Raw genomic sequence first — 14,304 nt, 5'->3', positions numbered from 1 at the left:
AAAAAATAGCAATTGGTATTAAACCAACTGCCATCTCACGACAAATAAATTCTCGGCTTTACTTGAGCGATGTAGTCTTTGCTCCAATGCATCAATCATTGCATCACGCTTATCTGCAATTTCATCTTCAACATCAAAAACCTGCTGTCGCATGCGTCGTTTTTCTTTTTCAGTTTTTTGTATTTCTTCTTGCAATTTCTTTTCTGTCTCAATATCAGGTGCTTTGCGAGATTCTCGTTTAAGACTGGATATTTTTAACTTTATATCTTCAAGCATTTTTTCCACGGCAAGCAAACTATCCTCCGCCCACTGTTCTAGCTTATCCCGTTCCTTTTTGAAAAATTCATCATTAAGCTCCAAAGCATGGTTCAAAGCAACTTGATATTGCTTATCAATATTTGCCTGAAAAATTTCAGGAATCGGGTCTGCTACATCAGACAATACAGTTGCATTGACTTGAAGCAAACGCTCACACAAATCTACATCTAAAACCTTACCATCATCAGTCATTGCTGTGATCACAATATGTTCTTCTTCTTGAAAAGAATCCAAACTCAAGACCGTAATAGATAGCCAACCCTTTTGCCCTTTTAACCCTTCTAGTAGCGTTACCTTTTGACCGTACTGGATATAATCGAACTGAATGAATTGTTTTGGTGTAGGTAATCCTTTGGCATTATCCAAAACAAATTCACCAAGCGGATGAGTCAAACGATAGATAAAAGTATTTTCAGGAATTCGCTCACCTTTTCGTATAAGCTGATATTTCCCTGATGGTGCAGTTAATATAGGTGACTTAGTTAAATCAAAACTTAGATTATGGTCGTGAAAATGAGCGAATTTTTCTAGAATAAATTTTGTAGATTGCCAAAACAAACGACTAATTTTATCTAGCTGTAGTTCAGCTCGTTCTTTTTGTACTTTTAACAAGTCATGTATATCTGCATCAAAATGCTCAAGTAACAGCTCTTGAGTCCTTTTCATTTTATCGTTGATTTGCTCTTCAAGTTCCTCTCTCAATTGCTTAAAGCTTTGTTCGATTTCTTCTGGACTACGACACTGATCATAAATTTCAGAAATCCGTTTTTCAAAATTTATACCACTTTCGACTGTTCCTAAAATATCATTCGATGCACCAAAGACACCATCAAACAATTGAAATTTATCTTTAAGTAACTCCAAAACTCGCTGATCCGCTTCATTTCTTTCATTTAAGAAATTAACCACAACAACATCAAATTCTTGACCATAACGATGGCAACGACCTATCCGTTGTTCCACACGTTGCGGATTCCATGGTAAATCATAGTTAATGACCAAGGAGCAAAACTGTAAATTGACACCTTCTGCTGCTGCTTCTGTCGCAATTAATATTTCTGCATCATTTTTAAAGAAATCGATTAAAGCCGTGCGTCGATCAATTGCTGGTGAGCCCGTGACATGTGGAGTCCCTAAATATTTACCCAACCACTTTTGATAAATACCTGTATTTGTTGCAGATGTATTACTGCCATTAAATCCTATTACTTTTCCGTTGTGTCCTCGTGCTTCCAAGAATGCGATCAAGTATTCCTGAGTACGCTTAGATTCAGTAAAAATAACAGCCTTTCGTTTCGCTCCCATTTCAAACATACGAGCAAAACCTTGTTCAATAGCAGAAAGTAAAGCGAAAGTCTTACTATCATCTGTAATTTTATAAGCCTGCTGTATATAACGTTCAATTTCAGCTATTTCAGATTTAATTAAATTAACATCTATTTGTCCATGACTTACTTCCTCATCAAATTCATCCAATAACTCTTCATCCATATCCTCATCAACAATAAAATTACTGAGCCAATCTTCATCTAAACTCTGCTGTTCAAGCAATTTTTTCAGTCGCTGTTGGATAGCTTCTAAAGTTGCAATTACAGCAGGAGTTGATGATGCTAAAAGCTTTCTTAAAACAATTGAAATTAAATGTTTTTGTTGTTGAGGAAACGCATAGCTAACCTCTCGTTGCAAATACTCACTGATTGAGTTGTATAGACTTTGCTCATCATCCGTAGGTGTAAATGGTACGGTTAAAGCATGGCGGTCAGTGTAAGGGACATATTCCAGAACATCTTTACGCAAAGTTCTTTGCATAAATTGTTGGATTCTTTTTTTTAAAGATTGAATATCACCATCAACCACATATCTAGAACGAAATGCCTTCTCATCCCCAAATAAATGCTCATCTATAATCGTACTTAAACCATAAAGCTCCATTAAGGTATTCTGTAATGGTGTTGCTGTTAATAACAACTTTTTCTTACCTATCAAGGAGCGTTTAAGACTATTCCCAATTTTATTACTTGAGCGGTGTGCATTCCGTAATTTATGTGCTTCGTCTATCACCACCAAATCCCAGGGAATTTGTGCCAAAGCATGTTCCATTCGATTGGCAAAAGGATAAGAGATTATAGAAATCTTCCCATTTTTAAATGGATCATAAACACCATCTTTACGAGCCATATTCCAAGTTTTTAAATCTAAAACTTGCGTAGGCAAGTTAAATTTATCTTGTAGTTCTTGCGCCCATTGCTTTCGTAAAGATGCAGGACAAATAATCAATAAGTTTCGACGTCGCTCTGCCCAATATTGGCAAAGCACTAGTGCTGCTTCAATCGTTTTACCCAAGCCAACTTCATCTGCAAGAACAACACCTTTGCTCAGTGGATTATTCAAAGCAAAAAGTGCTGCTTCAATTTGATGAGGATTCACATCTACTTGCGCATCAAATAATGACTGAGATAAACGATCAACATCACTTGCTGAACGTTTTTTTGTTATTTCCCATGCGAAATACTTTATTTGGTGGTCAGTATATTTCATTGAAATTTTTAAATTATTTATAAAAAACCATCCACTATACTGTAAATGCAAATCCAATTTAAACACTTTTTACAACATCAATAACAAAAATTAAATTTGCCAAAAGAAATAATTACTCTCTTGCCCCTGAGCATATGCCCACTCCGCTACCTTATGCGACCGCTCTTTATCTGTTAGAAATCCAAGCACAGAAATTTGATCAACGATAATCAAATCATGTTCTTCATTCCGCTCCTGCCACTTATGCAAAAACCCATGTGATGCTAGTAGATTACTTTTCTTAGAATTACAACTTGAATCTGCCAACACAAAGTTATGCCCTGTGTCCGATGGGTACATCGACCAAGGGATAAAATGATCGACTGCATAATTACCTTTTCGCATCGGCTTATTACAGTAGAAACATTTATAGTCCTGTAACTCAATCAATACATCTGCTACTGCATTTAACTGATTTCGACTCGGCTCAAACATGAATTGTTCAAGGTTCGGTAATTTATTCAAAATTGGCACATTGCTACTGTTTTTACGAATGTAATCAATCCAACGTTTCTGACATAGTTCTTCAATGATCTCGCTGAATTGTCTTAAGCAATACATCACTTGAGGTAAAAGAATAAGTTGCTTTCTACACGGATCAAGTTGATATAAAAACTCAAAATTTTGACCATTTATGTTTTGCAAGTAACGGACCGGCATCTCTTTGACAGTTCGGGCAACATCTTTAACTAACTTTAACCATATCAGAGCGTCTCGTCTTAATAGCCCAAGAGATGAGTAACTCTGCCGAAGATCAATAATCCGATTTACAATAGCTGCTTGCTTACCATTGTTCTGATTTAAGATCAGTTGACCTTCATCATTAAACACATATGGCACCGCTTGCTTCCAATACAGCTCAATAAATTTTTCAGCGATATCCGTATATTCAAGTGATAGACTACCACCTGAGTCATCACCCTTCTCGATTGCCAATCGACTCAGGCTAATCAGTAAAGCAAACTTATAGGTACTGCTAAAACTACCCGATTGTAAAATCAGCTGAATGTTTTTAAGGAACTTAAGCTGTTCCTGTGCCGTAGGAATAAAGTCAGGCATATTTTTTCCAAAGCAAATTGAGCCATTTTTCTTGTCTATCAGGTCGCTGATCTATTGTGGTCCACTGATTAATTTTTTGAACATAATCAAACTGCTCTCGTAAAGCCTCCGCTTGTTCTTCGTTTAAATCAGTAAATACTCGACCATCCTTGTCTCGATCACTATCACCATATTTAAATGACATATATAGCACGCCATTTGGTTTCAATGCATTTACCAGCTTCCCTACGACCTCAACCAATCGATTACGTTCACAATGCAATAAAGAGGCACATGCCCACACACCTTCATAAATCTCTTGCTCATCAATCTCATAAAAGCTCTGCAACTTCACTTGAATACCCGTAAGTAAGGTTGCTCTTTCTACAAGCCCTACTGAGTAATCTATTGCATCGACTTTATAGCCTTTATTTTTAAAAGCTAAAGTGTCACGCCCAGATCCACAACCAACATCAAGGATGTGAACATACTCAGGCAACTCAGCTAAAAAAAGCTGATACAGGCTTTCCATATCTACATTTAATGTTGCTTGTGTAAATTCATCTGCATATTTGTTGTAATAATCTATTGTTTTCATATTGAGGACTTAGGCTAAAGGTTGATCTCAGTCTACTAAAAAACAAAAAAATAAGGGAGCAAAAGCTCCCTGGTTATTAACGCTCAGCAAGCTTTTTTTCAATCCATTGATTAATCTCATAAGCTGACCAACCGATACGATTTTGGCTAATTTTGACTTTCTTTGGAAAAGTAGGGTCGTAGTAAGGTGAGTTCTCATCCATCATTTCATAGATGGTAGAACGTGCTACTCCTACAAATTCTACAACCTGCTTAATGTTGATGAGTTGATTCATTTGAAATGTTTGACCGATAAACGCATTCATGAGCTTTACTCCTAATCATTGATGCGAGCGGTTGTTCGCTCAAATGAATAAGGACTTCCGTAAAAAATTAACTCTCTTAACTAACTTGCTGAACCGATTGTTTCAGTTGTTGTGATAAACCTACATTTACTGTTTCCATCGTAGGTTGGTCATGCTGCCCAATGTGATAAAACTCATCTAATATCTCCATTGGCTCTTGTATAAACTGTGCATTCCTTAACCCCTCACTTGCGACCTGATCCAAAGCTTGCTGATTAAAACCTGCTTGCTGACTGTGTTGATGAATTTCTTGAGCAGTTTGAATCGCTGACTGTAAATCTGTACCATCACGTAAGGTGAGATCCACGTAGTAAACAGGTTGACGATAGCTTTGAGTCGTACTCTTTCCACGTAAGGTCAATTGCAGTGGCAGGCATGAAAGCAAACCATTGGAAGCTGCATGGTAGTAACGCAATCGAGCTGCGAGAGTTCGAATACTGTTAAATCCAGTGGTTCTAAAAATAAAACTGCCCATTTCATCTGACTGATCTAAATTGGCATACAAACGCCCATAGGGTTTACAGTGCCCACCTTGCGCTAAAGCACACAGATCAGGTGATGGACAGGAATGTTGCTCTACTCCTTGTGCTGTCATCCGTTGACAGGTTTCTCCATTTCCAACACAAACAGGCCGTCCTGTCTGACGATCAAATAAACTGTATTCAGCTCGCAGATTCAAATCAGGATCATTAAATAGCATGCGTACAGGAATACTGCGTAGTTTTTGGTTTGGAGCTTGTGCTCGTAGTTGTTCATCTAAAGGATGTTTCACCCAACCTTCTTTATTTTGGATCTGACTGGTAATGGTAAATTGGTCATCTTTTTCAGGTACACGTTTACCATTTTTCTCAACCACTCGACCAATGCTGATTCGCCCTAGAATCGGTGGGGTAATAGCTAAACCTTTAATCATGGTGATTTCCTTGAATTAATTTTTTATCGATTTCAGATATGTTTTGACTACATGACTCTTTTGCCTTGGGACCAGATCGTTTCTTTTTAGGAGGTAACTCCAAAAAGACGAAAAAGTTCCGCATTTCTTTCTTTTTTAGGCATGTTGAAGAAGCAAAGCTGTTCTCACGCCCTTCCTCCATGATGGAGGAAGGGCAAACGGGACGGCTTTGCTGTTTTTGGATTGGAGCAATATGGAGATGAATTACTCCGTATAGATATTGAAGCGACGGCTCCCTGCTCTATGTAAGGGATACTGGCTGAGTAATTCAGGCTGAGCTTTCAATAAAGCTTTCGTATCTAAACTTATACTGTCTTGAGATCGTTTCCAAATCACTGAGCCAGCTTTGAATAGCGCACGCTCTGCATCTTTCATCAACATTTGAATCTGATGTTTACTTTGATCAAAAATCTCTTGATGAACTTCAATCTGTTGCTTACTTTGAATCAACTGCTCAAACAATTGATTGGCTTCAGGAAGCTCGGATAAATCCTCAACTGAAAGTGGGATATGTGCTGGATACAATTGCTGAATCACTTTTGCAGCAGAAGTACTGGCATCGACAGAAGGTGGCGTATCGCTTATCACACAGTCCCAAAAATAACGCTCTGCCTGAATCATCTGTTCAATGACCGCTTCATCACGAGAGACCTTAAAGATCTTGGTTTCGTGACTACACAGTAATACACAAACATGCGCTGCTTGTTTCCCTGTAACTGCCAGCTGATGTTGTACCTGACACAGTACATACAAGGGCACACCATCACGCCAAAGCTTGATACCATGTTGCCCTGCTGTCTTACACTCGAGAATTTGCACCTCATCAGTTCCAACAACGGCATAATCGAGATTAGCCAGCATAAAATGTTTATCAGGATCAGGATGCTGTAACACCGCATTAACTCGGCGTACCTTATTATTGGTATGCATGCTGTAATACTCAGCGACCAATGGTTCGAGTTGTTTGCCCCAATACAGTGGAGCAACACCAGAACTTTCATCTTCAATCGACTGTGTTTGCCGTCCTGTTTTGATCATCCAAAGTTCAAGCATCGACATATAAGGGTTCAAACCACAGGCGGTTGCGGCATCACTACTGCCAATACCCTGTTTTCTAACTTCAAGCCACTCTTGATAAGCCATATTTTTAGTATTGACTAAACGTTTGGCTGAATTCGCTTTTTTATGCGTGATCAATTCTGAAAGAACAGCACCCGATGAAAGTACTGGCTGTGATTGAGTTGATATATTATTTGGATTCATGATTTTTTCCTCATCGTTGAATGCGATGCAAATAAACGACATAAAAAAAACCTGTCTGACGAATGTCAGACAGATCATTATGAGATCGCCTTAATGTTTAGGCGTAATTTTCAAATAACTTAGGCTATAAGTTGTAATGCGTTATCTAAGGCACGTTGCTTTAATCCTGCACCTGCACCAAACCATGCGGAATCTAAACGATGATCAGTACTCATCGCACGACGCTCATGGTCCACAAACTCAGTCATGGCGCACAGTAAGCCATAAGCGGTATCTTTGGCTGACGAAAGCTCTGCACCTCGTCCTTGACCATTAAACATGTTCATCGCCTTGGTCATTGCACGACCATTTGGTTCCGTCTTATTCGCTTGATTTTGAGCATTTGAGGCAACCTGACGATAGAACTGAATCAAGTTATCTTCAGCGTCAATCATCACCATTGTGCTGTTGTTAAACACGGAGTCGAAATAAGCAGCCGCTTCTTGTTGTGATACTTTGCGCTGAGTCAGCTGTTTCATTTCATACATATGCTCATGCCAGTTATTCACTGAAAGACCAAGTTGTTGTTTGACCTTATCCGCATCAAACTTGGTGCTATGTGGAACTTTGACTACACCGGCACTGGCATTTGCCCCCTTAAGGGCAATGGCTAAGGTGTTATTACAGACTACACGAATTGAGGTAAATTGAGCTGTGGTCGCCAAACTGCCATCACAAGCGGTTGCCAGCAGAATATAACCATGACTGACATCTTTGCCTTTTAACGCTGTAGATTGCCCTGTACGTGCTAAAGCCCACAGTTTCTTACCACCTTTCAATACTCCAGCAGTTTCGAGTTCAAAGCCGGATTGTTCAGTCAAATCCCGATAAAACTCTAGAATTTCGATAGGTTGAACCTCTTGATAGCGTTGGCTCACAACGGATAAAGGTGCATGCGTATCAGAGCGATACAGCACACGTTGCTCTTCAAAAGGCATAATAATGCTTTGACCACGTTCATTCTTTGCCATATAGCTGACATCTGAAGATTCAATTCGCCAATCCATACCTGCCTGTTTAGCCCAGACTTCAATGGGTTGATGTTCAGTCAATTGATTTCCTAAACCATGCCAAGGTGTTTCACCAACGTAAGCCATTTGTTCAATTTGATGTGCCATGATGAGAATCTCCTTAAAGTCTATTATCTGAATGTGATGATTGAGCATGATGATTTGGACAATCAAAGCTTTGTTGACAACTAGTACAAAACATCATCGATATGAAGGATGAAAGTTTTTTAGGCGTAAAATGCTCTTGAATCACCAAAGCAACACCACTAACTACAATACCTACTGCTGTACCTAGTAATGGAGGTACTTTCATGCCTCGTGCTAATTGAGTACAGATGGCAGTAATATTGGCTGAAGAAAAGAAAGCACCAGATGTGCCAGTACTTTCTGTTGATATACGATCAATACGGATTAATTGCTCTGATCCACAATATGGACAAAATTTCATTATTTTTTCCTCTAAACAGTCATAAAAAAAGCCATGCCCTTTGCAGGACATGGCTTTTAAATTCTTTCTCTGTTGTTAGCTATTAATTAAACTGGTAGCTAAGCTGGCCTTGAGTGGTTTCTACATCGACTTGTACTACGTTATTGACATGACATTTCAATTGTAATTTTAAGATTTGTCCCATTTGAAAATAGCGTGGGAAATTTATATTTTGATAACCACATTGGCCATTATTGACCGTAACATTGGTGACCTCTATTTGTTCAGCGACATTAGAACGGATCATCAATACTGAAACAGTCTGAGCACCAGACCACCAATTACTATTATCTTGTACTGAAATTTCTACACTAAATGTATCTGGATCTAAAGAAGAAGAGCCACATGCAGTTAATGTCGATATGGATATAAGAAGAATTAAAAATGTCCAAATGAATATTTTCATTTTTTGTTCCCACTATGGAAATAATGAATCGTTTTTTCCAAACGCAATAGAATAAACATCATCATGTTGTGAATGTATAAGTACGACCGATAAATAAATTTCCGGTCTTCATCTGGGTAATATGTATCTGAAATTTATTTATTCTGAATATCGAATCCACTCTTGTAATACTTCACGTGCTTGATTGAGCTGTTGAGCATGATCAGCAATGAGCTCCTGTACTGCCAAGGGTAAATTGTGATACTGATCAGGATGAAATATTGCTATCTTTTTTCGATATGCCTGTTTAAGGGTTAGGCTATTCAATTGCTCTGGCTGTAATTCGAATAATTTACAGGCGTGTACAACAGACATTGCATCACGATCAACGTATTGCTTGTGCTCATCGTGATGATGTAATTGCTGTAGAAAAGCATCGAGTACTTGAGCAAGTATCTGTATGGATGAGCTTGAAAGCTGTGTGAAATTTAACTGTATTTGATGATTCAAAATAAGATCATGATTGATTAAGCCCAGCTTAGCTTCAATAGACTGTAACATTTGAAAAGGGTAATGAGACATCGATTCAAAATCTGCTCGATAATATAATCCTGTGTCAGTTACAACTAATCCAGCCTTAGCACTACCGAATACCGTGTCATCAACTAGTAAAAGTATAGCTGAGTGATTGATCTGCTCTGGTAGATAATATTGTGCACCTAAGCGCTTTTTATAAGGGATATCCGGTGTAATATAAATACCGAGTTGTGCTTTGAGATGATGCCTCAAAACAGTCTGTTGTAAAAAATGTTGAAAAGTAATTTGGGCCATAATTGATCCTGATCGTCAGTGTTGAGCTTTAAAAAATCCAACCCAACAACTGAAAAGGCCACGTTAATGCCTTACCGAACAGGTAGGCTTTAGAATACAAATCTGGATAGCTATAAATCAAATAAAGCCAATAACCCAGCAATACGATGACATAGAAACCAATAAAATTTCTCATTGTTTAAAATCCTAAATACTTGAATTATTTTTTTATTTCAATTTATGGATACATTTCAGCGTGTAGGCCTGACCACGCTCATTAAAGTCAGCAGGGACTTTATAAATATCTTCAATATCTTTGAGTGTCTGAGTACCGTAATGTGCTTCTAATTTATCGTAGACACATGAACAGAAGGCATTATTACCTCCTGCTTCTTTACAACCTTGTTTGAACTGGCGTTCAACTTTAGGGGCACAAGCACTCAATAGCATCGTTAGTATTGCAACGCATAGAATCTTAAAAATAGAAAAATAAGGATATTTTGGTGCAGTAGCCAAATTAAAATAGGACACGGGATTTCCCTCTAATTATTCATCATTCAATTTTGATTATTGTGAAGTACTTAAAAAGCTATTCACAACAATGTGCCAATACCTGACTAAATCAAGATGGGAATGGATGAAAATAAAGAGAATAGAAAATTATTTTTAAAATAAGTTCGCATGGCGGACTCCTTAGGTATCAAGAAGTTCTACCAAATCACTGTCAATTGATTATGGTGGCAGAACGAAAGAGGGTTGACAGACTGAACCTAAGAATCAGCACACCCGAAGGTGTCCCCCTCCCGTTCTACCGCAGAGGGAGCACGAGGGCACACACCAAAAGAAGAGATCTTTTAGTGCACTTAGGATAGCGGTCTGTCAAAACCGACTGACAATGTAGGTCAGTAGGGCAAGAATAATCAGCTAAAGGAATATCGTCAAGCTTAGAGATAGCTCTGTGCTGAAAAACCATGCAAATACTCGTTCTTTTTCTGATCAATTCCTCTACGATTTTTGGTGACATATTGCCCAGTACCAAAGGTCCGCATTCGAGGCAGACGAACACGAAGGTGTTGAAGCTCTTTTTCAGGGTTTACCAGATATTGAGCAGCACTTAAGGCATTGTGTACTTCTTTTGGATTATCTCGATGAATCATGCCTATACCCAATGTATCACTCTGAATAAATTTCTTTTTATACTCAGGATCATTAGAAATAAAACAACATCCCTTGTCTTGTGTTAATTGAGTCCAATACTGCCCAATCTGTAATCCAAGACCAAAATCATGTTGATGCTTATTTCCATCAAATATCAACAAAGTATGGCAATGTAATCCCTTATCCATACCTTCCTCTATTGCCCATGCATAGCCCTGTAAACCAGAAAAATAGCCATCTTGATTGGAGTAGCGATTCGACATCACCTGTAAATAGCCTTGGAATTTTTCAATATCAACTTCATGCTGATATTGTTTCTTAATCGCAAAATCCACACGCACAAAGAGCAACCGCGCATAATGATTCAAAAGATTGGTCAGATAATCTCGTAACTTATTTTGATTTTTTATTTCACAACGTCTGTAGCCAGCATCTTGATCAGTAATTCTTTTCGCTTGGCTTTGAATGTACTCAAATACATATTCCTTCATGCCATGTTGAGATACATATTCCTTTTTCGATTTAAGCAACTGCATCACTTCAGCATAAATCTCAATTGCTTCACTATATTTGTATCTAGAATCAAGCATAAATTCAGGAAGTAAATCGGTAGGGTTAAGCTGTTGGCTCTTGGAACCTGTTGCTAGGTTACGAACAAACTGATCAATAGAACGGTATTGTTTATGATTTAACATGATTAACTCGTGTTTGGTTTATTTCATACCAAACACAAATGATGTATTTTTTTAGTGATTAGATCTTCTTGTAGTTATCAGTCTAATACTTACACTATACACATATAGAGTATTCATTGATTCATGTACTAGCATGTATCGTATAGTTAGTTATAGATCATAGAATGTATAGGTATTGGTAGAGTATTATTATTAATTTATTAATAATATTAATAACCTGCTAAGCCAAAACTCCGTAATGCTTGACTATTCCATAGATTCTTTAATCTATCCTTATTAAAAAATCCTATAATTCCTGTAAAATTCTAAAATTATGCCTGAGCTAAAGTTAATTTAAAAAACCAACTCTTCACACGTTGGATGCAACAATCCATACTTCTTTTGGTTTTCAATAGTCATCTCAAGTTTCTCTTCAATACGCTTATAGAGTCGATCATCTTCGATGAATGAGATTTTATAAAGTTCATTTTCTTTTAAATCCTTAGATGGAAAGATATAGCCATTTAATCCGTCATCAAGCATAGGTATCGGTATAATTGAAATTTGAGAATGAATATGTGTACGCTGTACGATAGACAGTATTTCATTACACATTAAAAATTGACTTATAAATGCATAAATTTGAAATTGACCCACTTCCAAAGTTTGCCGTATCTCAGGCAATATATTTTTTATATTTTCAGACAATTCAAATTTATCGACTCTAAAATAGTTCTTAAACATCATCATATTTTGTTGAATATGGCCTATATAAAGCTGTTCTATTCCATTATTTCTCATTGATAAAAATTGAGCAATATACTTAAAAACAAACTTTAAACGATGACTATTATTTTTCTTATTATTAGTGCTTTTTAAATCAATCTCTTTCCACTCTTTCGCTTTTAAAATACTAACTCTCTCTAAAATATGCTGCGGATAAAAATCTAATAAAAAATCAAAGTTATCAAAATTTTTAAAATGATAATTACTTGTTTTTGGGTCTTTAAAAAGAGTCTCAAATATCGGTTTCTCTATATCCCCATTAAAATTATCAGTAATATATTTTATGGCTGACAATCCTTGTTCAAGTAAATCTAATTCCATTGGGAAATAAGTGAATTTAAAATTCTGATATTTTATATTTTCACCCCATAATGGATGGGACAAATTCAAAAAGTAAATTGCGGATGTGAAATTTAGATATTGATTATCAAGCGTTCCATTTATTTTCGAGCGAACGATCCCAAATTCAAATAGTTTTTTTAGTGTTCTTTGTATTGAATATCGATCCATCCCTGTAAAAATATTTAACTCGTGCATTCCTAGTTTAACGACAATTCCATGTCGATCACTATATAAGACTAAGCTAAATAAAACCAACCATGCTTTATAATCTAAATTCCAATAATTTTCGATAGATTTTTGTTTATGGTGATATCTACACCTATCAATATTAGAGATAAGAAATCTATCAAACTCGAATAATTGACACTTCGTTCTCAACGGTGAATGAAAGAGATTATTGATAATTATTCGATCATCTTCTTGTAAATAAACCAATCCTTTTTTTGATAAAACTACTAAAGTTTTTTTTAACTTTTCTCGGCCTACTTTTAACCTTTCAACCAAATCAATTAGCTTTAACTGATCTAACTTTTCAATTTCTTGATCCAGCAGCCAAAGCCTAAAAAAGATGAATCTATCAAATGAATCTAATGAGTGATCAATACCTAAGAAAATTTTATTGAATTCTTTAATTTTTTGTTGATTTGACATAAAGAGCACTATTAAAAAAATAGTTAATATTAAGTTAATATTAAGTTAATATACATGTTAATGTAACATATAATATTAATTTTTCAACAAACAAAAGGATTCCCATATGTCAAGACCGGAGATCAGTTTGCAGGAATGGTTAAATACTGATGTGGATCAAAAAATGAAGTTTCTTCAAATAGAGATGGATCCAAAAAATGCGGATGGCATACTGCAATACATTCCAAATCAGCAGGAAAACAGGATCCATATAACATTCCGAAATAACACTCAAAATCTAGAACTAAGTGGTCTTTTTAACTATAACAATGGACAACAATATTTTATATCCTATGTAGTTTTATCCTTCGACCAATATAATAAATTAAGAGCAAAATATAGACGATTTGATAGAAAAAAAAATGAATCGGGCTTATTAAAAAAACAGTATAAGTTTTCACAACAAACTGCTAGTAACATTAAAAAATTAAAAAATTATTGGTCACTTTCTAGAGAAGAAAATGTGATTGAAAATTTAATAAATTCTCATTTAAATAGAAAAGAGATAGAACAAACAAAAATCCAACTCAACACAAAACTTATAAAGGCCAATATTCTTAATCAAGCAATTGATAAGCTAAATAAAGATATTTATGATCTTAATAATAAAAATGAATATTTATCAAAAAAAATAAAAGAAATGGAGAAATTATTGGCTGTAGAATATTTAAAGTCTGATCACTATAAATATCTTTTAGATGAAAACAAAATAGAGACATCAATATCAAAAATTGATGAAGAAAAAATTCAAAATAAAATCATGGAAATAAAAGAAAACTTAAAAGTGAGTATATATAGCTAGATTGAGGTTTTAGGCTACATTTTAAAATATTT

At 36.1% G+C, this 14,304-nt stretch carries 15 protein-coding genes; 1 reads left to right on the top strand and 14 read right to left on the bottom strand.

Annotated elements, in window-relative coordinates; genetic code table 11:
* Nucleotides 1–18: 18 nt before the first annotated feature.
* The 14 genes from B9T31_RS05060 to B9T31_RS04995 all read right to left on the bottom strand — a co-directional run bounded on the left by B9T31_RS05060 (nt 19) and on the right by B9T31_RS04995 (nt 13,431).
* Entirely contained in the window at nt 19–2,856 is a 2,838-nt protein-coding gene (locus B9T31_RS05060) for an SNF2-related protein (protein ID WP_086180877.1), read from the bottom strand.
* Between the two features lie 90 nt (nt 2,857–2,946).
* Nucleotides 2,947–3,954 carry an HNH endonuclease gene (locus B9T31_RS05055; protein WP_086180876.1) on the bottom strand — a complete coding sequence of 336 codons (1,008 nt, stop codon included), beginning with the start codon at nt 3,952–3,954 and terminating at the stop codon, nt 2,947–2,949.
* Nucleotides 3,947–4,531: a class I SAM-dependent methyltransferase gene (locus tag B9T31_RS05050; RefSeq protein ID WP_086180875.1), complete on the bottom strand. Its 585-nt coding sequence runs from the start codon at nt 4,529–4,531 to the stop codon at nt 3,947–3,949. Before B9T31_RS05050 ends, B9T31_RS05055 begins: the two co-directional genes overlap by 8 nt.
* 76 nt (nt 4,532–4,607) lie before the next feature.
* Nucleotides 4,608–4,835 carry a helix-turn-helix transcriptional regulator gene (locus B9T31_RS05045; protein WP_086180874.1) on the bottom strand — a complete coding sequence of 76 codons (228 nt, stop codon included), beginning with the start codon at nt 4,833–4,835 and terminating at the stop codon, nt 4,608–4,610.
* Between the two features lie 76 nt (nt 4,836–4,911).
* Entirely contained in the window at nt 4,912–5,787 is an 876-nt protein-coding gene (locus tag B9T31_RS05040; protein WP_086180873.1) for a hydrolase or metal-binding protein, read from the bottom strand.
* Between the two features lie 243 nt (nt 5,788–6,030).
* On the bottom strand, nt 6,031–7,023 hold the full coding sequence (locus B9T31_RS05030; protein ID WP_322853499.1) for a lambda-exonuclease family protein: 993 nt from the start codon (nt 7,021–7,023) through the stop codon (nt 6,031–6,033).
* Between the two features lie 185 nt (nt 7,024–7,208).
* On the bottom strand, nt 7,209–8,246 hold the full coding sequence (locus B9T31_RS05025) for a DUF932 domain-containing protein (protein ID WP_086180870.1): 1,038 nt from the start codon (nt 8,244–8,246) through the stop codon (nt 7,209–7,211).
* Between the two features lie 13 nt (nt 8,247–8,259).
* Entirely contained in the window at nt 8,260–8,586 is a 327-nt protein-coding gene (locus tag B9T31_RS05020) for a hypothetical protein (protein ID WP_086180869.1), read from the bottom strand.
* A gap of 82 nt (nt 8,587–8,668) precedes the next feature.
* Nucleotides 8,669–9,031, bottom strand: coding sequence for a hypothetical protein (locus tag B9T31_RS05015; protein WP_086180868.1), 363 nt, complete (start codon nt 9,029–9,031; stop codon nt 8,669–8,671).
* A gap of 138 nt (nt 9,032–9,169) precedes the next feature.
* Nucleotides 9,170–9,841: a J domain-containing protein gene (locus B9T31_RS05010; protein ID WP_086180867.1), complete on the bottom strand. Its 672-nt coding sequence runs from the start codon at nt 9,839–9,841 to the stop codon at nt 9,170–9,172.
* Between the two features lie 28 nt (nt 9,842–9,869).
* Nucleotides 9,870–10,016, bottom strand: a complete 147-nt coding sequence (locus B9T31_RS17755; protein WP_171264694.1) for a hypothetical protein — start codon at nt 10,014–10,016, stop codon at nt 9,870–9,872.
* Between the two features lie 32 nt (nt 10,017–10,048).
* Nucleotides 10,049–10,351, bottom strand: coding sequence for a hypothetical protein (locus tag B9T31_RS05005; RefSeq protein ID WP_086180866.1), 303 nt, complete (start codon nt 10,349–10,351; stop codon nt 10,049–10,051).
* A 413-nt stretch (nt 10,352–10,764) separates the two neighbouring features.
* The gene (locus B9T31_RS05000; protein WP_086180865.1) at nt 10,765–11,673 is read right to left on the bottom strand and encodes a YagK/YfjJ domain-containing protein; all 909 of its coding nucleotides are present in this window, start codon (nt 11,671–11,673) and stop codon (nt 10,765–10,767) included.
* A gap of 333 nt (nt 11,674–12,006) precedes the next feature.
* Nucleotides 12,007–13,431, bottom strand: coding sequence for a hypothetical protein (locus tag B9T31_RS04995; protein ID WP_086180864.1), 1,425 nt, complete (start codon nt 13,429–13,431; stop codon nt 12,007–12,009).
* A 106-nt stretch (nt 13,432–13,537) separates the two neighbouring features.
* Between B9T31_RS04995 and B9T31_RS04990 the strand changes: the two genes are divergently transcribed.
* On the top strand, nt 13,538–14,272 hold the full coding sequence (locus B9T31_RS04990) for a hypothetical protein (RefSeq protein ID WP_086180863.1): 735 nt from the start codon (nt 13,538–13,540) through the stop codon (nt 14,270–14,272).
* Nucleotides 14,273–14,304 lie beyond the last annotated feature (32 nt).

It is taken from the genome of Acinetobacter sp. ANC 4558, assembly GCF_002135375.1.
Lineage (GTDB): Bacteria > Pseudomonadota > Gammaproteobacteria > Pseudomonadales > Moraxellaceae > Acinetobacter.
Note: the sequence above shows the minus strand (reverse complement) of the source record. Positions and strands in the feature narration are given on the sequence as shown.